This is a genomic window from Spirosoma sp. SC4-14 (assembly GCF_037201965.1).
In the GTDB taxonomy this organism is placed as follows: Bacteria; Bacteroidota; Bacteroidia; order Cytophagales; family Spirosomataceae; genus Spirosoma.
Genome location: NZ_CP147518.1, coordinates 7,563,928 through 7,584,853 on the forward strand (window position 1 = coordinate 7,563,928; position 20,926 = coordinate 7,584,853).

Genomic DNA, 20,926 nt, shown 5'->3' on the forward strand with positions numbered 1-20,926 from the left:
AAGGGTAGCTGTAGAATCAGAAGAACCTCGAAGCTAACAAGCAATCGTTGCTTAAACGTGATTGGGCTCGCTATCATTCATTGTTTGCTAGTTACAACCCCACCGAAGGTACGTGCGCAATCAGTACTTGGCAACGGTATATGGATCAAAATTGGTGTAACGGAATCGGGCGTATATCGAATTGACCAAACTACACTAACCCGCCTGAATCCGGCTTTTGGCTCGGCCGACCCGCGCCTATTTCGGCTTTATGGAAATGGAGGTGCGGCTCTGCCGCAATCGAATGCGTCTCCGCGCCCTACAGGCTTACTTGAAAATGCGGTTCAGGTTACTGGGGAAGCAGACGGCCGCTTTGACTCGGGCGATGCCCTGCTTTTTTTTGGGCAAAGTCCTCATACGGTTCGCTATGACTCAGTAGCTCAGCGATTCAAACACCAGATTAATCCCTATTCCGATACTACATTTTATTTTCTTACCATTGGCAGCTCGCCCGGATTGCGCATTGCAGAACATGCAGCAGGAACCCTATCAGGCTTGCCAACCATTAACACATGTATCGACTATCAGTTTCATGAACAGGATTTACTGAAGGTACAATCCGTCCGTTCGGGCCGCGAGTGGTTTGGCGAATACATGACCACCGATACACTAAAAGATATTCCATTCGATGTATCGGGGCAGGTAGCGGGTTCACCCGTTCGGATAGCAGCTTCTGTTATGGCCGGTGCCCTGTCGCCAACCCAATTTAGCTTGCAGTTAAACGACCAGCAGGCAGGAATATTACCGGTATCGAGCATATCGGGAAATGAATATGATTATCAGGGAGTGATCCGAACAGATACATTCTGGTTAAAACCCGCCACTACTTCCGAAACGATTCATCTTAAGCTAACTTTTCAGAAAAAAGGCCAGCTATCGGCTTCGGGCTATTTAAATTACCTGAGCATTCAAACACAGCGGGAACTCAGACAATATGCTCAACCCCTTTGGGCTCGTTGGGTAGCTGCCGGACAATGCGGAGTGAAACAGGCTACTACTGGCTTACGAATCTGGAATATTACAAACCCGCTAACTCCCCTAACCCAGCTCTATTCGTTAGCAACCGATCAGGTAGCCAGGTGGGTATCGGAGAGTGCTGGCGACTATTTTTTGTTTACCGACAATCAGGTTAAAACAGCAGCATCATTGCGGCTTATTGCCAATCAGAATTTATCGGATTTGTCGACACCCAATTTATTGATTGTTACGCCTGCGGCCTGGAAAGATCAGGCCCAACGATTGGCCGCTTTTCGGAAGGAACATGATCAACTGTCGGTGCAGGTTGTTACGACACAGGAAGTATATAACGAATTTGCATCGGGCCAGGCCGATTTAACGGCTATTCGGGACGCTACCCGTTACTTTTATCTGAAACAACCGGGGCAGCTTCGATATTTATTACTGTTTGGCGATGCTACATTCGATTACCGTAATATCAGTCAGTTACTCAACAACACCCAATTGGCCAATACAGTACCGGTTTATGAAAGTTATGAATCCCTCCATCCTGTCCTGAGCTATTCGTCCGACGATTATTTCGGGTTCATGGATGAACAGGAAGGAGAATGGCCAGAAACTGCTGCGGGCGATTATCAGATGGATATTGGCGTAGGGCGTTTGCCCGTAAAATCGAGCGATGAAGCCAAAACGGTTGTCGACAAGCTGATTCGGTATAGTTCCGATCCAACGCTGGCGGGCGACTGGCAAACCAAAGTAATGCTTGTTGCCGACGATGGCGACTATAATATTCATCAGCAGGATGCCAACTCCCTGGCAACCCTCATCGAAACCAATTCGCCCGCATACCGCCCTGAGCGTATTTTTATGGATGCTTATCCACAGGAAATAACGTCGGATGGGCAGAAATCACCGACCGTTAATGAGCTGATTAACCAGGGAATTTCTGACGGACGTTTAATGATTAATTATAGTGGGCATGGTGGTATTGAAACGTTAGCCGACGAGCAGGTGGTAACATTACAGGATATTTTGTCATGGAAAAACCGGCGACTGCCTTTATTCATAACTGCCACTTGTCAATTTGGACGCTACGATGATCCTACTACCAACTCGGGTGCCGAACTGGCCTTGTTGAGCCGGTTGGGAGGGGCTATTGGTTTGCTTACAACAACCCGGCCAGTTTATGCAAACACAAATCTGGTTTTAAATACCTCTTTTTATAAAGCTGTTTTTTCGCCTATCAACAATCAAATGCCCAGGCTTGGCGATGTGACCCGATTGACCAAAAATGCCAGTCTGGTTGGGCCGGTGAATCGTAATTTTGCACTCTTAGGCGACCCCTCTATGCGTTTAGCATACCCACAGGCACAGGTTGCTATTACGAATGTGAATGGGCAACCCGTATCAATAAATCGGATAGATACACTCCGGGCCTTACAAACGGTTGAACTAACAGGCGAAATTCAACAACTGGGTGCACGATTGTCCGATTTTTCGGGGAAAGTCAAACTAACTCTCTATGATAAGGCAACAACTCAGACTACATTAGGGACCGAAAGTGCAAAAATGAGTTACCAAGCTTATACCAGCACACTTTTTGCGGGAGAAGTAACCGTACAGAATGGCCGGTTTACGACTCGTTTTGTGATGCCGAAGGATATTAATTATTCGGTTGGCCGGGCTAAGCTATATGCTTATGCAATCCGAAGCGATAGTTTACTGGATGCACTGGGGAGCTACGACAGCCTGCGGGTGGGAGGAAGTATGATTGTCGATAACCCCGATACGGAGCCCCCGGCGATGCAGTTGTCGGTAGAAGGGGGCGTGGCAAGCAATGACCAGATTCTGGTTGCCGGACCTGCCATAACCCTGCATGTTACCTTGTCTGATAATGAAGGTATAAATATTGCCCGTGCTGGACTTGGGCATGAGCTGACAGCTCAATTTAGTGGTCAGGAACCGGTTATTCTCAATGACTTCTACGTTGCCAATAGCAACGACGGGCGTCAGGGCGAAGCTGTTTATACGTTTCAGAACGTTGCTCCCGGCACTTATTCCGTTCAGGTAAAAGCATGGGACATTAACAATAATTCTACTGAGGGCACGTTGAGCTTAGTAGTTTCTGGTAAGCCGGGGCTACGTTTGCAATTGATTCAGGCGAGTCCGAATCCAGTAATAACCGATACGAAAGTATCAATTGTACATAATCGTTCGGGTGAACCGCTCGACTGGACATTTCAGATTTTCGATCTGAGCGGGCGTATGTTCAGTCAGCAGCAAGGGCAGTGTAGCGACTGTTCGGCATCCCTTGAAATTGGAACGTGGAATGGTCTGACTGAAGCAGGACAAACCGCACCAAATGGTTTATACGTATATAGACTTCACATTCAGTCAACAGTTGATGGCTCAACTGCTGATGGAAGTGGCCGACTAATTTTATTAAAATGATCACCGGTTGAAATAACCATTTTTTCTAATCCAACGAATCGTTGTAATTTTGACCGTTCAGGGCTGTCCCATTCACCACAACCAGTCGTTGTTGTTGAGCAACACACTTTGTATGAAGCGCAATTTCTCCCGTGTAATTTTTGCCGTTTGTAGTGTCTTTCCTTCTGTTCTTTTTGCCCAAACTACGCTGTCTGGTTCCAACCTTGGAATTCCAACCTCAGCAGTACCCTTTTTAAACTTTACGCCCGATGCCCGCTCAGGCGCCTTAGGCGAAGCTGGGGTTGCTCTGGGAGATGCTGATGCTAACGCGATCTTTTGGAATCCTTCGAAATTGGTATTTGCCAAACAGAGCAAAGGTGCTGCTATTTCCTATACACCCTGGCTACGACAACTGATTGGCGATATGTATTATACCTATCTGTCGGGCTACTCCAAAATAGGGAAAAACTCAGTGATAGGTGGCTCCTTAATGTACTTTGACCTGGGAACCGTAAATTTCACAACGGCAACAGGAGTAGCTGCCGGAACCTTCAACTCGCGCGAATACGCCGTAACGGCTTCGTTTTCGCAGCGGTTATCGCAAAATTTCTCGTTAGGGGTCGACCTCAAATACCTGAACTCTAACCTGGCTGCCGGTGCAGCCAACGTTGGTCTGAAACCGGGCGGAACAGCCGCTGCCGACATTAGCGCCTTTTATCGCGATGAAGCGCGCGATAACGCTACCGGCAAAGGCTTCGGATGGGCATTCGGAGGTATGATTTCAAATCTGGGTGGCCGAATCAGCTACGGTGGAACGCAACGGTACTTTATCCCAACCAACCTGCGGTTAGGAACAGCACTTACCTACTATGCTGATCAGTACAATAAATTCAACTTCGTAGCCGACGTCAATAAACTGATGGTGCCTACTCCGCCCGAATATGCACGCGATGCCAACGGGAATCTTATTCCTATAGCGGGTACGAACCCAACCAAGTATCAGATTGCCCGTGGTAAAGACCCCGACCGAAACTACTTTAGTGCAGTGTTTGGTTCTTTTGCCGATGCTCCCGGCGGTTTCAGTGAGGAATTAAAAGAGTTTACGGTGTCAACAGGCGTAGAATATTGGTACAATGATCAGTTCGCTGTTCGGGCTGGTTATTTCGGCGAATCGAATGCAAAAGGCGGACGTAAATATTTTACAACGGGTATTGGCTTGCGGTTACAACAACGGTTTGGCGTCGATTTCTCGTATTTGCTGCCGGTGAAGCAGGGTAATGCACTGGCCAATACGTTCCGAATTTCGCTGATCCTGAACTTCAATAGTTCTGGTGCCGTCGGCTCAGACGACGATACCGACGCCAGCAACGACGATTTCAATTAAGCATGAGCTATTTGTAGTTGAAATCAATATGAATATTCAATTAGCAGCACGACATTGCGAACAGAATCTCTCGTAGGCCATTTCGCAACCTGAATTAATTTCGAACCATACTATAGAAATGGCATTTCGGAACTGAAATGCCATTTTCTTTATCCCAAAGAATTTAATGGTACTTGACAGAACTCAATCGCCTGCATTTCAGATAATTCAGGAGGTCCGTCTTCCGGCCTTCCAGACATTTTCATTAGATAATGGTATTCCTCTTTATTTAATCGATGTTCCTCATCAGCCCGTATTACGAATCGAGTGTATATTCGAAGCGGGCACCTGGCAGGAAAAGATACCCGGCACCTCTTTTTTCGCCTTTAAAATGCTGACCGAAGGAACAGCTAATCGCTCCTCGGCACAGATTAGCGAATATTTTGACCGGTATGGCGCTTTCCTGGAACTAAATAGCGGACCTGATCGGGCAAGTGTAGTCATTTATTGCCTGACAAAATTTTTGCCTGATATTTTACCCCTGCTTCGGGAGTTACTAACTGAGTCGACATTTCCGCAAAAAGAACTGGAAGACCTGCGAAACATCACACTCCAGAATTTGCGGGTCAACTACGAAAAGAATGCCTATCTAGCCGGAGTTTTGTTTCGTAAACAACTGTTTGGTGCGCAACACCCTTATGGCCGTAGCCAGCGCCCTGAGATTATCGAACAACTATCCCGCGAAAGTATTGTCGATTTTTACGAACAGGATATTCGTAATCGCCCCTACCAGATACTGCTGGCAGGGCATGCCTCCGAAACTGAAGTTATTCTGATAAATCGCGCGCTCGGCCAGTTTCCCATTCAAAAAAATGAAGTAAGCCCAATTGACCACACCATAGCTGGAGAAGACCATTTGCCCATATTGGCCGAAAAGTCCGACAGCGTTCAATCCTCCATTCGGGTCGGTCGTCGATTATTTACGAGAGCACATCCCGATTTTTTCAGGATGCTGGTCACAAACGAGGTATTGGGTGGGTATTTTGGCTCCCGACTCATGAAAAACATTCGGGAAGAAAAAGGATTTACGTATGGGATTTCCTCAAACATGCCTTCGTTTCGACGAGATGGCTATTTCCTGATCGGGACCGATGTGAACAAAGAAAATACCCAGCAAACACTCGATGAGATTCGTAAAGAAATCCGAATCCTTCAAACCGAACCGGTTGGTCAGCAAGAACTGGATACTGTCAAGAATTTTATGGCAGGCGAATTTGTGGGATCGCTTAACACACCGTTCGAAATAGCAGATCGCTATAAAGTTATATTGCTGGATGGTATGCCAGCCAATTTTCTAACGACCTATATTGAACGAATTCGATCCGTAACGCCAGAAGATATTATGGCAATGGCCAACCAATACCTGATCGACAGTAGCTTACAAGAAGTGGTCGTTGGCGGAAAATAGCATCGGCAGGAAATTTATTTAGTAACTGAATTGTTATAAAAAATATAGATTTGTTGATTCCATAACAATAATCTAATTTTGGGGTCACATTGCGTTTTCTCACCAGGCACTTCTTCAGGCTTTTTCTGCTTTGCTAACAACCGTTTACTAAATTTGCGTTAATGAACGTTTTTTTGATTAGTGTTACCGTAGTAGTAGCGTATCTGCTTGGCTCCATACCAACCGCCGTTTGGTATGGACAGGGTTTTTTTGGTATTGATATTCGCCAACATGGTAGTGGTAATGCCGGAGCAACGAACACATTCAGGGTATTGGGCAAACGAGCCGGTACTATTGTTATGCTGGTCGATGTATTAAAAGGATACACAGCAGCAATCATGGCGAATCTGCTGTGGTATCTGGATGTAATTACGCAAAAAGAAATTATGACCTTCGAAATTGTGTTTGGTCTGGTAGCGGTTATTGGCCACCTCTACCCGATTTTTGCCGATTTTAAAGGAGGAAAAGGAGTTGCGTCATTATTGGGTATGGTACTGGCCATTCATCCTGAGATGGCGTTGCTTTGTATCGGAATTTTTCTGCTCGTTGTCATTGCTTCGCAATATGTATCGCTGGGTTCTATTCTGGCCGCACTTGCCTTTCCAGTCCTATTGCTACTACAGGTGTTTGGGCAAAAAGAAAGTCCATTGCTGATTGTATTTGGCTTTGTAATGTTTCTGATGGTTGTGCTTACACATCAGAAAAATATTGGCCGCTTAATGCGTGGCCAGGAAAACCGCACAATACTGATTCGCCTGCGAAAGAAACGCGAAGAATAAGAAACCTATTTTCTGACCATATTCATGCCCCGACGTTGCGCGAAATCTGCGTACCTTCGGGGCAAATTTTTATGTATGACATTGACTATAAACGGTGTTCTACACAGTCTCTGCATAACGTCATGTATCGTACATGCCATTTAATCATACTATGACTACTTACCTTGAAGCTAACAAGCAGCGATTTCTGGATGAGCTTCTGGAATTGCTGCGTATTCCGTCTGTATCAGCAGATTCTAATTTTAAAACCGATGTTCGTCGGGCAGCCGAGTATGTTAAAGAAAAGCTAAGTGCCGCCGGTATGGATAATGCGCAATTGTATGAAACACCAGGGCATCCGGTTGTTTATGCCGAAAAAATAGTGGACCCTGCGCGCCCAACGGTGTTGGTCTATGGCCATTATGATGTACAGCCTGCCGATCCATATGACCTCTGGCAATCGCCACCGTTTGAACCCACCATCCGCAACGAACGCATCTATGCCCGTGGTGCCTGCGACGACAAAGGCCAGTTTTACATGCATATCAAGGCTATTGAAACGATGCTGGCTACCGATGGCCTTCCATGCAATGTAAAAGTCATGATTGAAGGAGAAGAAGAAGTTGGCTCGGATCATCTGGGTACCTTTGTGGCAGAAAACCGAGACATGCTGAAAACCGACGTTATTCTGATTTCGGATACCAGTATCATCTCAAACGAAACGCCTTCTCTGGAAATTGGTCTGCGGGGTCTTTCTTACGTTGAAGTGGAAGTGACGGGTGCTAACCGCGATCTGCATTCGGGCGTGTATGGGGGGGCTGTTGCCAACCCTATTAATGTGCTGGCCAAAATGATTGCATCGCTTCACGATGAGAATGGCCACATCACCATTCCAGGCTTCTATGACAAAGTTGTCGACCTGAGCGATGCCGAACGGGCCGAACTCGCCAAAGCCCCTTTCAATCTGGAAGAGTATAAGGCCGATTTGGGCATTAGAGATGTAGAAGGTGAAGTAGGTTACTCAACCAACGAGCGTACATCGATCCGCCCGACACTCGATGCAAACGGCATCTGGGGCGGCTATACGGGCGAAGGGGCTAAAACGGTGTTGCCCTCGAAGGCTTTTGCCAAAATCAGTATGCGCCTGGTTCCCGATCAAACCCCCGACGAAATCACGGAACTCTTTACAAAGCATTTTAAGGCCATAGCGCCCGATAGCGTAACGGTGAAAGTGACTCCGCATCATGGTGGCTTACCGTATGTAACGCCTACCGATTCGGTTGAATTTGAAGCGGCTACCAAAGCCTTTGAAGACGCCTGGGGCAAGAAACCAATTCCAACCCGGGGCGGAGGCAGTATTCCAATTGTGGCTTTGTTTGAAAAAGAACTTGGCGTTAAATCCATTCTGATGGGTTTTGGTCTGGACAGCGATGCGTTACACTCGCCTAACGAAAGCTATGGCCTGTTCAACTTCTACAAAGGCATAGAAACCATTCCTTACTTCTATAAAAATTACGCTGAGCTTAAACAATAATGCGAATGCATCCGATGCGGTTTTAGGATTTTGTCATTAGTAAGACTTCCTAATGACAATTGATCAATGACAAAACGTTAAAGCTACGTTGGTATAATTTGTTTCTATTTTATGAAGAAAGTGCTACTGGTTCTCCTACTGGTTGTTCAGGTAGGAACATTGGCCTGGGCTCAACAACCCACCACCGCGCCCGCTTCGCGCACCTTAACCCCGGCTGAGCAGCGACAGAAAGAAAAAATAGAACGCGAAATTCAGCGCGAACGCCAGATTAAAGCCGAATGGGCCCAGAAACAGCGGGAATACGAAGCAAAACAGGCTGAAAAAGAGCGTCAGCGTCAGGCTAAAAAAGCAGCGAAAGAGCGTCAGCAACAAGAAAAAGAAGCGGATAAATCACAGCCTGCTCCCGTAACGGTTAGTCCTCGTACACCAGTTCCGGCGAAGGAGCCAGAACCCGTAAAACAGGCTACAGAAGAACCGGTTTCTGTTCCTAAAGAGAAAAAACAGAAGCGCAAAAAAGAGCCAGCACCGGAACCAACCCCGACTGTTAAAGAGTCGAAACCTGTCGAACCAACACCGGTGCCGGTTACGCCAACGCCACCATCTGTCGAAACCCCGAAACAGGTAGAAAAGGCTCCCCGGCCAACGCGTGAAAAGCGTGAACGGAAACCAATTGGTAAGCCAACGCTACCGGTTGACTCGGTTGCTGGCGTATCGGTAGCCACCGAACCTAACGTTGCCAGACCGACACGGGAGTTTCTACCGAAAGGCCATTTATTTGAACCGATTTTACTCGACCCCCTCGAAGCCCGGACCTATGGTAGCGTTCTGCCATTCTATTATACGGATGGCGAAAAATATAAAGGCAGTATTGTGCCGTTTGCGTTTGGCTTTGCCAAGCCTTTTTACCGGCATACAACCGAACCCGGTAAATCGTCGGAATGGGTGCTCGATCTGGCGTCGTTTACGCAGTTTGAAGCCTTTCATGACAATAAGCTCAATAAGGCTCGTCGGCAGATCATGAATACCGATTACAAAATCAGTATCATCTATAACATTCGGCGTGGTGTTAATAACTACCGCATTCGGGTATATCATATCTCTTCGCACCTGGGCGACGATTATATTTTCCGGAACCAGATTACGGCTCCATCGCCCAATGCGGTTAATTATGAACAGTTGGATGGTACCTACAGCCGAAATGTCAATAACTGGCGGCTATATGGCGGCATTGGGTTTGTGCTTCGTAAAACCGAAGAACGGAAGCTGCTCAGTGCGCAACTGGGTGCTTTCTACAAAAAACCGTCCGACAAAGCAACGCGGCTCGTTGGTGGCGTCGACATCAAGTTCTGGCAACAAACCGATTTCCGGCCGGGTATTCATGCTGGTGTCGGTGTTGAAGTAGGTCGTACACAAAACAACCTGACCTTCCTGCTGGAAGGCTACTCGGGTTTCCGGCCCTATAGCCAATACGAAAACCAGCAGACGGTCTGGTTAGGGCTTGGGCTTTATCTGAACCCGTTCTGAGTAGTCTGAACCTGAGTTAACTATCCGAAAGTGTTATACCATCGGGTTGTTTAAAGTCGTTTGCCTTACCTTTACGTTTTGATTAACTATATGGATTTAACAGCATTAACGACCATATCGCCTGTCGATGGGCGATACCGGCGTCAGGTTGAAAGTCTGGCTCCTTACTTTTCAGAATTTGGCCTGATTCACTACCGCGTTCGGATTGAAATCGAATATTTTATTGCTCTCTGCGAATGGCCTGTTCCACAATTGTCGGGTGTTAGTCCATCGGAGTTTCCGGCATTGCGGGCATTGTATAAAAACTTCACAGAGGCCGATGCCCTGCGCATCAAAGACATCGAGAAAACAACCAATCACGATGTTAAGGCGGTAGAGTATTTCATTAAAGAAAAACTGAAAGGCTCGCCGGTTGAGCCCTATCTGGAGTTCGTTCATTTTGGGCTGACCTCGCAGGATATTAACAATACAGCCATTCCGCTATCGCTCAGCGATGCACTAAATACCGAAATCACTCCACTCTATCGGCAGGTTTTTGTTCGGTTGCAACAACTGGCCGAACAGTGGAAAGAGATTCCGATGCTGGCTAAAACGCATGGGCAACCCGCATCGCCCACCCGGCTTGGGAAAGAATTACTGGTATTTGTTGAACGGATCGAGAAACAACTTCATTTGCTGGCCGGTATTCCTACGGCTGCCAAGTTTGGCGGAGCCACCGGCAACTTCAACGCCCATACGGTTGCCTATCCGAACGACGACTGGAAAAAATTTGGCGATAAATTTGTTGAAAGCCTGGGTATGGTACGGAGCCAATTCACGACGCAGATTGAGCATTACGATATGCTGGCGGCAACACTCGATGCCTTTAAGCGGCTCAACACCATTCTGATTGATCTCGACCGCGACGTCTGGACGTATGTGTCGATGAACTATTTCAAGCAAAAGCTCAAAGAAGGGGAAGTCGGATCGTCGGCAATGCCCCATAAAGTTAACCCGATTGATTTCGAAAATTCGGAAGGCAACCTTGGCATTGCGAATGCATTATTCGAGCATTTGTCGGCGAAGCTCCCTATTTCGCGACTTCAGCGCGACCTGACCGACTCCACCGTATTGCGGAGCCTGGGCGTACCATTTGCTCATTCGGTTATTGCGCTCCGGTCATTACTCAAAGGACTGAATAAGCTTGAACTGAATGAAGCCGCTATCCATGCCGACCTCGAAGATAACTGGGCGGTTGTTGCCGAAGGAATCCAAACGGTTCTTCGGCGCGAAGGTTATCCGCAGCCATATGAAGCACTGAAAGCACTAACCCGAACCAACCAGAAAATTACGGAGCAGACAATTCAGGAGTTTATTAGTAAATTGTCTGTATCAGACGCCGTAAAAGCCGAGTTAAGCGCTATAACGCCATTCAGCTATACGGGTATCTAACAGGTATTTGTCCACAGAGACACAGAGTACACAAAGAAATTATGTCAGAAAATGGGAATCTGACAACGTGTGAGGCTACAATAACTCTGCGTTTCTGTGGACAATAGACTTACTCAATTACTTATCCTTTCGAAAGCTCTGTTGCCCGCGTTTGAGCGGCTTTAATACCCTCAATAAGCGTATCGTCTAAACCTCCCGATTCAAACGTACGTAGCGCAGCTTCGGTAGTGCCACCTTTCGAGGCAACAGCTTTAATGAGATCATCCAGCGATTTATCGGCATTGTTGATGAGGTGATAGGCCCCCAGCATGGTTTGCTTAACCAGCAGCGCGGCCACCGCATCGTCGAACCCCATTTGTTTGCCCGCTTCAATCATTGCTTTCACAACGTAATAAAAATAAGCGGGACCACTACCGCTCAGCGCCGTAACGGCATCGAGCATTGCTTCATCTTCCAGGAAAATGGAACGGCCCGTAGCATTAATCAAATTTTCGACCCGACGCAGATTAGTTAAATCGACTTCTTTCGCAGCCGTAAAGCCCGTAATGCCCATACCCAACATAGCAGGTGTATTGGGCATAGCCCGGACTACCAGCAAGTGCCCAAGCTTCTCCTGTATCTGCGCAATTGGAATGCCGGCCATGATCGACAGAATAATTTGCCGAGGCTGAATCACTTCGCGAAGGGATTCGTAAACGCTGTTAAAATCCTGTGGCTTAACTGAGAGGATAATCAAATCGGTTTCGCCGACGTGTGGTCCAATGGTTTCGACCACCACACCCGCTTTTTCGTTTTTCAGGGCATCGGAACGGTCGCTGCTTTTTTCAATGAGTAGTAAATTCTCTTTTTTTACCAGATCATATTGCAGAAACGATTTGGCGAAAGCCATACCCATGTTACCGCAACCGACAATAGCAATTTTCATTGTTTACGGAGAAAGAATGTACGAATTAATAAAGAAGTGCTGAATGAAGTGACGGCATAACTAAAAGCAGTAGCCAAAAGAAAAGGTCAGGTTGAAAACCTGACCCTGCAAAACTACTAACTTGCAATGAACCTATTGGCCAGCTTTCAGGATTTCCTCAAGTTTCTGTTCCAATGCCGGTCCACGCAGGTTTTTGGCAATGATTTTCCCATCCTTATCGAGCAGGAATGTGGCCGGAATTGCCTGCACACCATATTGCTGTGCGGCTGCCGACTGCCAGTACTTCAGATCGGAAACGTGTGTCCAGGTGAGGTTGTCGTTGCGAATGGCTTTGGTCCAGTTCGCTTTCGACTGATCCAGCGAAACGCTGTATATAGCAAAACCCTTGTCCTTATACTTGTTATACATACGAACCACATTCGGGTTTTCCATCCGGCATGGTCCACACCACGAAGCCCAGAAATCGAGCAGAACGTATTTACCCCGCAACGAAGAAAGTGGCACCGGTGTCCCCGTTGTATCGCTGAGTGATATTTCGGGAGCCTGCGCGCCAACCATAACGCCTTTGATCCGGGCTACCCGGCCAATCAATGCCTTTGCATGAGGGCTATTCGGATTTTCTTTTTCGAACCGTTGCGCCAGTGCGTCATAGGTATCGAAGTCGGTATCGATATTAATAAAGTTAAGTGCAAACAACGACACAAGCGATGTTCCCATTTCGGGCAGCATCGCCTTCACTTTATTGACAACTTCCTGCTCAGCGGTCTGGTATTCCTGCTCAATCTGAGCGATTCGCTTGTTATCTTTTTTCTCGGTAGCTGCTGCAACCTGCTTGTTCCAGTTCGAAACCCGATTCTCCATATCGGTTCGCAGTGCCGTCAACTTCTCGTAGTACTCCATATTTTTGGAACCCGTTACGGTGGCCTTTCCGGCCTGGCCCGTTTTAGCATCCATCCGATATCCATCGGCTACTACGTTCAGGGTTTCGCCCCCTTCTAGCAGCAATGCCATTTTTTGCCCACCCCCAACGTTCAGCACTAATACTTCGCCCCCATCAGCCACTTTATTGTTGAGCGTAAACGTATTGTCAGAACCGACTTTAGCTGAGTCGAGCTTACGAGTGGGCTGGCTGTTGGCTTCCAGATAAATGTAGCTGCCGGGAGCCGCAGCTTTAACCTTTCCCGTTACTGTAAATGGCTTTGTCGGTTGGGCATTGGCCACAAAACCAAGAAGCAGAAAACCGGCTACGCTAAAAAACAGGTTTTTCATATGGCTTGTAATGTCTTCGTTACTAATTGATTCACCAATTTAGGATCGGCAGAGCCTTTCGATTTTTTCATAACCTCGCCGACAAACATTCCCAACAAATTCTTTTTACCCTTCTGGTATTGGGCAACTTTGTCGGGCCAGGCTGCCAACACTTCTTCTACCAACGCTTGTAACGCGTCTGTATTGCGATTCTGAACCAAACCATGCGTTTGCGCCAGTTCGGCAGGCTCCGTTTCGAGCTTCCCAACCATTAATGCAAAAACTTGCTGGGCTGCCGTTTGGCTAACGGTTCCATTGTCAATTAGTTCAATTAATGACGCTAACTGATTGACCGACACGGGAAACAACCGATCGCGCAGGTTTTTTTCGGTAAGTTGCCCCTTCACGGGGCCCATAATCCAGTTCGAAACCGCTTTGTAATTAGTTGTACGATCACATACGGCTTCATAATATTCGGCCAGTTCACGCGAGTCGGTCAGCAAAGCCGCATCGTAGTCTGGCAATCCATAATGATCTCTAAATTTCTGGTAAAGTTCTGCCGGAAGCATGGGCATCTGCGCCCGAATACTAGCCAGCCACTCATCTGAAATAATAACGGGCGTCAGGTCAGGATCAGGAAAATAACGATAGTCGTTCATGGTTTCTTTTTCCCGCATCCCGTAGCTAAGGCCCGTACTTGCGTCGAATGTACGCGTTTCCTGAATAATAGAACCGCCAGCTTCTGTAGCTTCTACCTGTCTTTTGAATTCACTTTCAACGGCGCGTACTACGTTCCGAATCGAGTTCAGGTTCTTTACTTCAACTTTCGTACCCAGATTAGTCGCGCCAGTGGGGCGAATGGAAACGTTAACGTCGCACCGGAGCGATCCTTCTTCCATGTTTCCGTCGCAAATTCCCAGATAGCGCACCAGCCGCCGAACCTCGGTCAGGTATTGCCCTGCTTCTTCAGCAGTTCGTATACAGGGGTCGGTAACCATCTCAATCAGTGGAGTACCTGCGCGGTTATAATCGAGTTGGGTGGCCCACTCATTACCATCGTGAATCGATTTGCCCGCATCTTCTTCCAGATGAATATGATGAATCTGGATAGTTGTTTCGTAAAGCTCTCCTGTTTCGGGGTGCTTTACTTTAACAGGAATGCTCCCACCAACACAGATAGGCCCTTTATCCTGCGAAAGCTGATAACCCTTTGGCAAATCAGGGTAGAAATAATTTTTACGGGCAAAAATAATATGACGTGTAATTTCACTGCCGCAGGCTAAACCCATCCGAACAGCATAGTCAACAGCTTTTCGGTTCAGTTTAGGCAAAGTGCCGGGATGACCTAGCGTAATGACACTAATGTTTGTGTTGGGTTCGGCCCCGAACGCGTTGGCGTCGGCCGCAAAGATTTTGCTTTGGGTCAGTAGCTGGCAGTGAACTTCCAGCCCGATAACGGCTTCGTAGCGGGACAAAATTTCTGGCGATAAAGGCGCTTGCGCTACCATTGGCAAAACGAAAAATTTTAGGCAAAGATAACTAGAAATGAAACAGGTGCCGGTTCTTTTAATTCCGTTGGCAATAGGCCTCAACGCCGAACAATAAATAACCCGTATTTGAAGTGTCTGCCCAACAAAAACAAAGTCAAAACCACAAATCCTTATACCGCTATCAATCAATAAATTACCCTTCAATCCTATGGCTACCCGAGTCGTTGAACTAGCGTGCAGAAATGATATTCTCGTTGAGAAGAAATATGGAATGTCGTATGACGAATTTGCAGAAAAACACCTGTTTGCCAATTATCCGGTTGTTATCGGTGATGCAGGCGATGCCTGGACAGCAAAGAGCAAATTCACACCTGAGTTTTTCAGGAAAAATTATAGCGACCGAACTGTAGAAATTGCCCGAAAGACTTATAACCTGGGTGAATACATTGACTGGATGCTAACCGGAACCGAAGAGAATCCGGCACCCTACCCTTGCACGCTGCAAATTGAGCAGGAATATCCGGAATTGTTGCCAGATGTGCTACCCCGGTTTAACTATGCGCTGCCCGATCGAATTAATAGTAAACTCCTGCCAAGGCGTTTTTTGTCAGGAGCCAATACGCTGGAGATTTTTTTTGGTGGCCCAGGTGCACTTTTCCCATATGTCCACTACGATTACATGAGCCTACATGCATATATCACACAGCTCTATGGTCAGAAAGAATTTACCGTAATTCCGCCAACTCAAACGCCTTATGTATACCCAAATCCTGATGATCTGTGGGTTTCGCAGGTAAACGATATTTATAAGCCCGATTTAGAAAAGTATCCATTGTTTGCCAAAACCACTCCAGTCTCTTTTGTTGTGGGGCCCGGCGAAACCTTGTTCATTCCCTGCGGATGGTGGCACACGGCGCGCTCATTAACTCCTACAATATCCGTTGCACTGGACTGCCTTAATGCGTCAAACTGGAAAAATTTTATGCAGGAAGTGGATCGGAATATGCTCCAACGCCGACCTAAACTAGCAGGAGCTGTTCATACCTATTTATCGGTAGTAGGTAGTGTTCTTGGCATGTTTGAGAAAGTCGGAGTAAGTATTTAGCACCAACTGCTGCTTAAATGACATTCAGTCTGAATTTCACGTATGTTTGGGCCAGCAGTGCAAATTTTTGTGGATTTGGCACCCGAATTCGTTCGTTCTGAATTCTTGAAGCGGGCAGTTGCTTAATTTTATTGAATAGCGTTTGATAATAGGCATAGGCCAGATAAACCCCCAGTTTTGCTCCGCGCGGAAGCGCCATAATGCCTTTCAATGCATCGTCGAAGTCGCGCTGAATGTCTTCTTCGATGAGTTGCTTCATATCGCAGCCGAATTCATTAAAATTAACCCCCGGAAAGTAGGTTCTGCCTCGGTCCACAAAATCGCTTTTCAAATCGCGCAGGAAATTGACTTTCTGAAACGCTGAACCCAGTTTTCGGGCGGGTTCGCATAAACGGTCAAATTCATTGCGATTACCTTCGCAAAATACGCGCAGGCACATGAGTCCTACTACTTCGGCTGAGCCATAGATGTACTCATTATAGCCATCAGCATCGTAGTCCTGAAAATAGAGATCCATTTCCATACTTTTCAGAAACGACTCAATTAACTCACGTTCAATATTATATTCCCGAACTATAATCTGAAAGGCCTGGAGGATTGGATTCATGCTAATGCCTTCTTCAATGGCCTGATAGGTATCATGTTTGAATCGGGCCAATAACGTTTTTTTGTCGTAGTCGTGAAAAGTATCGACAATTTCATCGGCATAGCGTACAAACCCATAGATGGCGTAGATAGGCATATGAAATCTACGATCGAGTGTTTTAATGCCTAATGTGAATGACGTACTGTAATGTTCAGTAATGAGTTTACTGCATTTCAGTGCGGTTTTGTTAAATAACGCCATCATAATGTAGAAAAAGAAGAGGTTAGGATTTTTGAAAGTTAGACAAATTCTCTGGCAACTTCATCGGCCACAACCAAGCCTGATATGAGCGAAGGCGGCACACCCGGTCCGGGCACCGTTAGCTGACCCGTGTAGAACAGATTGTTCACTTTTTTGTTTTTCATTGATGGCTTGAGCAATGCCGTTTGCCGAAGCGTATTGGCCAGCCCATATGCATTTCCTCGAAAAGCGTTGTAATCGTTCTTAAAATCACGGTGAGCATAACTCCGCTTGTAAATTATATGGCTACGAATGTCTTCCCCCACATAGGCTTCGAGCCGATCCATAATAAGATTGAAATAATATTCGCGGGTTGCATCGTCGTCCTGCAAATCGGGCGCTACCGGAATCAGAAGAAATATATTTTCGCAGCCGTATGGTGCAACGCCAGAGTCAGTTTTCGACGGAGCCGATGCATAAAAGAGAGGTTTTGTGGGCCATCGGGGTGTTTCATAAATTTCCTGAGCATGTACCGAAAAATCTTCGTCGAAAAACAGGTTATGATGCTCCAGCCGGGGCACTCGTTTGTTGACTCCTAAATAAAAAAGTAAAGACGAAGGGGCCATAACACGTTTCTGCCAGTAATTTTCGTCATAGTTACGATTAGGCGGGTCAACCAGATTCGTGTCGACATGATTATAGTCTGCTCCGGCAACTACCACATCCGCTTCAAAAATGCCCTGATTAGTAATAACTCGTTTTGCTTTGCCCTGCGCTATTTCAATTTGTTGAACGTTCTGATTAAGCAGTAGCTTAACGCCTTTTTCTTCGGCAAGACTAACCATTGCCTTCACAATTTCATACATCCCCCCCATTGGATACCAGGTCCCCAGGGCCATCTCAGCGTAATTCATCAGGCTATACATAGCTGGCGTATTGGCCGGTGTAGCACCCAGAAACAAAATCGGGAATTCAACTATTTCGAGTAAACGGGGATGTTTAAAAAACTTACGGGCGTGGCTGGCAAAAGATTGGAACACATCGAGCCGAGTTACATCGTAAAGCAGTTTCAGACTCAAAAACTCTCGAATCGAGCGGCTAGGCTTCCAGACAAAGTTGTTTATACCAACCTTGTATTTATAGGATGCCTGTGTCAAAAACGTTCGCAATTGCAGAGCACTGCCGGGTTCAATCTGCTCAAAGAGGTTTTCCAGGTTTTCCAGACCTGCCGGTAAGTCAATGGCCTCGTTTGGGCCAAAAATAACCTTATAGGACGGATCGAGCCGAACTAACTGGTAATAGTCGGATGGTTTTTTGTTGAATCGGGCAAAGTAGGTTTCAAATACATCAGGCATCCAATACCAGCTTGGCCCCATATCAAATGTGAAGCCATTGGCCTGAAATACACGGGCTCTGCCACCCGGCATACTATTTTTTTCCAGAATCGTTACGTCGTAGCCTTTATTTGCTAAACTGGTTGCAGCGGCTAGTCCTGCAAAACCAGCACCGATAACAAGAATACGCTGGGGCATTAGAGGATGGTTAATTGAGTACCAGGTAAGCAGGTAAATACTTGTTTAGCCTTTTTGTTTTCATGTATTTACTCAATTAGCCCGAAAATATAGTGATCTATACGGTTTTATACCATAAACTATTGTAAATCTGCTAGCTAAAAAACAAAAAAGTTGGGCGGAACTCCACCCAACTTTTCGAACCTTCCTCTTTTTTAACCAAAAACTACTCAATCAATGTGGTTAAGACGGCGATAGGTCACAAAAGTCTCACCGAACTTGAAAAAAAATTTTTAGCTGTTGAAATGAGCATATACCTTCAGTTGGTCTTTCAGCTCTTTCCGTGCTATATGAATGCGGTTTTTAACCGTTCCGATTGGAATATCGAGCTTAGCAGCAATTTCGTGGTATTTAAAACCCCGGAAGTGCATCATAAACGGCGTCCGGTAAGTATCGTCCAAACTATTAACTGCCCGATTAATATCGTCCTGAGCAAAGGAAGAATAGGCCAGATTATCGGTGCTACTCTCCATTGAGTTGATATAATGCAGATTATCTGTTGTATCGATAAATGTATTCTTGCGAACCATCCGCTGATAATTTGTGATGAACGTATTCTTCATGATGGTATATAACCATGCCTTCAGGTTCGTACCATCGGTGTATTTATCGCGATTGGTAAAGGCTTTTAAAAGGGTATCCTGTAACAAATCGTTAGCATCTTCAACATCTTTAGTAAGCCGCAGTGCGAACGGGCGCAACGACTTGGACACCTTTCCGATATGATGAGTGAATTCGAGCGCAGTCATGATTGCGAGTGTTTTTTTGTTGAACCTGATTTGATAAGCAATTAGACAAAAAAGCAACCAGCCTTCAAGTTTTTTTGAAGAAGTTAATTTTAAGGTACATAACCTACTGTAAAACAGAGATTTATATATTTTATTTTTCTCATAAGAAAAGTTCTTCGTTTATAACATCTCCCATTTACTGTGGAATTATTCCCACATAGTGTGGAATGTAGGGTGTGGATTTTGTTTAAGCAATACCCAATTACGCTTAAACAAAACACCTTTTCTGCTCATTTCTACTTATTATTAGTGGCTCTTAAAACAATAGCCTCCATCATTAGTCCTGTGAGTTATTCACATTTCTACAAATAGAGGCTAATAAGAAACAGGAAAAGAAATGATGTGTATCAGAACTGAGCCAATCCGCTGATTATCTGCATATTGAAAAAATATATATCCCCTTTCAACTAGCAATAATTTATTAAAGTAAGCCTTCTTTAAGCAGATCGTGAAGATGGACAAACCCTTTTACGCGCCCGTTTTCGGTAACAATCAATTGAGAAATATCCCGATCGCGCATTAACTGGAGTGCGCCCATTGCATATTCATCGGCCGTAACACAAACGGGAGCAGGTGTCATAACATCCTGCGCATGGAGTTCCCAAAATGCATCCTGCTGATAGGCCATCCGCCGTATATCGCCATCAGTTACAATTCCTGCCAGCATTCCCATTTGATCCACAACGGCAGTGGCTCCCAGTCGTTTAGCTGAAATTTCGAAGATAACATCCTTGAGCGATGCAGTGAGCGGCACCTGAGGACACTGGTTGTGGGGAAAAATATCACCAACTTTCAGATACAACTTTTTGCCCAGTGCGCCCCCCGGATGATAGCGCGCAAAATCGTGCCGGGTAAAACCACGAGCCTCCAGCAGACTGACAGCAAGGGCATCGCCCAAAGCCAATGCTACTGTAGTGCTTGTAGTAGGTGCCAGGTTCATCGGGTCAGCTTCCCGCTCGGCAAAAGCGTGCAGAATGTAATCTGAATGCTGAGCCAGATACGATGTTTTATCACTAACCAGTGCTATGAGCTGAATAGTTGTACGCCGTAGTAAAGGAATCAGTACTTTAATTTCAGCCGTATTGCCACTTTTAGAAATAATAAGAACAACATCATCGGCCTGAATCATACCTAAATCGCCATGAATGGCATCGGCTGCATGCATAAATAAAGAAGGAGTGCCCGTAGAATTCATAGTTGCTACGATTTTCTGGCCAATCAGAGCACTCTTACCAACTCCAGTTACAACCAACCTGCCGGTCGATTTGAGAATTGCCTCAGTAGCAGCCTCAAATTGTTCGTCGAGCAGCTCAATTACGTTGCGAATGGCATTGGCTTCGGCCAGTAACACCTCCTGGGCGATTGTTTTGGAATTTTTTAATACTTTCAACGTCAGATTTCGCGATGAAGAATAGTTTGCTGTGTATATT

15 protein-coding genes are annotated in these 20,926 nt (G+C 46.1%); 8 read left to right on the top strand and 7 right to left on the bottom strand.

Translation table 11 applies throughout. The features are described 5' to 3' along the window. The first annotated feature begins 84 nt into the window (after positions 1–84). The 7 genes from porU (at position 85) to purB (ending at position 11,543) form a co-directional block, all read left to right on the top strand. Positions 85–3,447 carry a type IX secretion system sortase PorU gene (gene porU / locus WBJ53_RS31310; RefSeq protein WP_338873738.1) on the top strand — a complete coding sequence of 1,121 codons (3,363 nt, stop codon included), beginning with the start codon at positions 85–87 and terminating at the stop codon, positions 3,445–3,447. Positions 3,448–3,559: 112 nt separating this feature from the next. Next, positions 3,560–4,810, top strand: a complete 1,251-nt coding sequence (gene porV, locus WBJ53_RS31315; protein WP_338873740.1) for a type IX secretion system outer membrane channel protein PorV — start codon at positions 3,560–3,562, stop codon at positions 4,808–4,810. Between the two features lie 166 nt (positions 4,811–4,976). After that, positions 4,977–6,257 (top strand): pitrilysin family protein, encoded by a 1,281-nt coding sequence (locus tag WBJ53_RS31320; RefSeq protein WP_338873742.1) that lies wholly within the window; start codon positions 4,977–4,979, stop codon positions 6,255–6,257. A 161-nt stretch (positions 6,258–6,418) separates the two neighbouring features. Next, positions 6,419–7,075: a glycerol-3-phosphate 1-O-acyltransferase PlsY gene (plsY, locus tag WBJ53_RS31325; protein ID WP_338873744.1), complete on the top strand. Its 657-nt coding sequence runs from the start codon at positions 6,419–6,421 to the stop codon at positions 7,073–7,075. Between the two features lie 151 nt (positions 7,076–7,226). Beyond that, positions 7,227–8,588 (top strand): dipeptidase, encoded by a 1,362-nt coding sequence (locus WBJ53_RS31330; protein ID WP_338873746.1) that lies wholly within the window; start codon positions 7,227–7,229, stop codon positions 8,586–8,588. 111 nt (positions 8,589–8,699) lie between these two features. Then, on the top strand, positions 8,700–10,112 hold the full coding sequence (locus WBJ53_RS31335; RefSeq protein ID WP_338873748.1) for a DUF1207 domain-containing protein: 1,413 nt from the start codon (positions 8,700–8,702) through the stop codon (positions 10,110–10,112). Positions 10,113–10,202: 90 nt separating this feature from the next. Then, entirely contained in the window at positions 10,203–11,543 is a 1,341-nt protein-coding gene (gene purB, locus WBJ53_RS31340) for an adenylosuccinate lyase (RefSeq protein ID WP_338873750.1), read from the top strand. Between the two features lie 121 nt (positions 11,544–11,664). Here the strand turns inward: purB and proC are convergent, their stop codons facing one another. The 3 genes from proC to gatB form a co-directional block, all read right to left on the bottom strand. Beyond that, entirely contained in the window at positions 11,665–12,468 is an 804-nt protein-coding gene (gene proC / locus WBJ53_RS31345; RefSeq protein ID WP_338873751.1) for a pyrroline-5-carboxylate reductase, read from the bottom strand. Between the two features lie 132 nt (positions 12,469–12,600). Next, the gene (locus tag WBJ53_RS31350) at positions 12,601–13,737 is read right to left on the bottom strand and encodes a TlpA disulfide reductase family protein (protein WP_338873752.1); all 1,137 of its coding nucleotides are present in this window, start codon (positions 13,735–13,737) and stop codon (positions 12,601–12,603) included. Beyond that, positions 13,734–15,224: an Asp-tRNA(Asn)/Glu-tRNA(Gln) amidotransferase subunit GatB gene (gene gatB / locus WBJ53_RS31355; RefSeq protein ID WP_338873754.1), complete on the bottom strand. Its 1,491-nt coding sequence runs from the start codon at positions 15,222–15,224 to the stop codon at positions 13,734–13,736. Before gatB ends, WBJ53_RS31350 begins: the two co-directional genes overlap by 4 nt. A gap of 190 nt (positions 15,225–15,414) precedes the next feature. Here gatB and WBJ53_RS31360 point away from each other — a divergent pair, with 190 nt between their 5' ends. Then, entirely contained in the window at positions 15,415–16,311 is an 897-nt protein-coding gene (locus WBJ53_RS31360; protein WP_338873756.1) for a cupin-like domain-containing protein, read from the top strand. A 13-nt stretch (positions 16,312–16,324) separates the two neighbouring features. Here the strand turns inward: WBJ53_RS31360 and WBJ53_RS31365 are convergent, their stop codons facing one another. The 4 genes from WBJ53_RS31365 to WBJ53_RS31380 form a co-directional block, all read right to left on the bottom strand. Continuing rightward, complete coding sequence (locus tag WBJ53_RS31365) at positions 16,325–17,161, bottom strand: phytoene/squalene synthase family protein (RefSeq protein ID WP_338873758.1); 837 nt, start codon at positions 17,159–17,161, stop codon at positions 16,325–16,327. Between the two features lie 35 nt (positions 17,162–17,196). Next, entirely contained in the window at positions 17,197–18,669 is a 1,473-nt protein-coding gene (gene crtI, locus WBJ53_RS31370) for a phytoene desaturase family protein (RefSeq protein WP_338873760.1), read from the bottom strand. A gap of 272 nt (positions 18,670–18,941) precedes the next feature. Beyond that, positions 18,942–19,457: an RNA polymerase sigma factor gene (locus WBJ53_RS31375; protein ID WP_338873762.1), complete on the bottom strand. Its 516-nt coding sequence runs from the start codon at positions 19,455–19,457 to the stop codon at positions 18,942–18,944. A gap of 460 nt (positions 19,458–19,917) precedes the next feature. Next, positions 19,918–20,886, bottom strand: a complete 969-nt coding sequence (locus WBJ53_RS31380; protein ID WP_338873764.1) for a KpsF/GutQ family sugar-phosphate isomerase — start codon at positions 20,884–20,886, stop codon at positions 19,918–19,920. Positions 20,887–20,926: the final 40 nt, after the last annotated feature.